At 76.0% G+C, this 242-nt stretch carries 1 protein-coding gene; it reads right to left on the bottom strand.

The features are described 5' to 3' along the window. A partial coding sequence (locus VR45_RS41840; RefSeq protein ID WP_045945231.1) for a response regulator transcription factor occupies positions 1 to 188 on the bottom strand: 188 nt, incomplete at its 3' end. Positions 189 to 242: the final 54 nt, after the last annotated feature.

Raw genomic sequence — 242 nt, 5'->3', positions numbered from 1 at the left:
CCGTCCGTCCCGGGCATCCGGACGTCCATCAGGACGACATCGGGGCGCAGCTCCCGGGCGAGCCGGACGGCCTGCGCGCCGTCCGCGGCCTCGCCGACCGGGGCCATGTCGGGCTGGGCGTCCAGGACGGTGCCGAAGGCCATCCGGAGCAGGGCCTCGTCGTCGGCGATCAGGATCCGGATCGTCATGCGGACACCGCCCCGGCGCTGTCGAGGAGCAGCCGGGTCCGGACGCCCCAGCCG

This window comes from Streptomyces sp. NRRL S-495 (assembly GCF_000966955.1).
GTDB classification, from domain to species: Bacteria; Actinomycetota; Actinomycetes; order Streptomycetales; family Streptomycetaceae; genus Kitasatospora; species Kitasatospora purpeofusca.
Note: the sequence above shows the minus strand (reverse complement) of the source record. Positions and strands in the feature narration are given on the sequence as shown.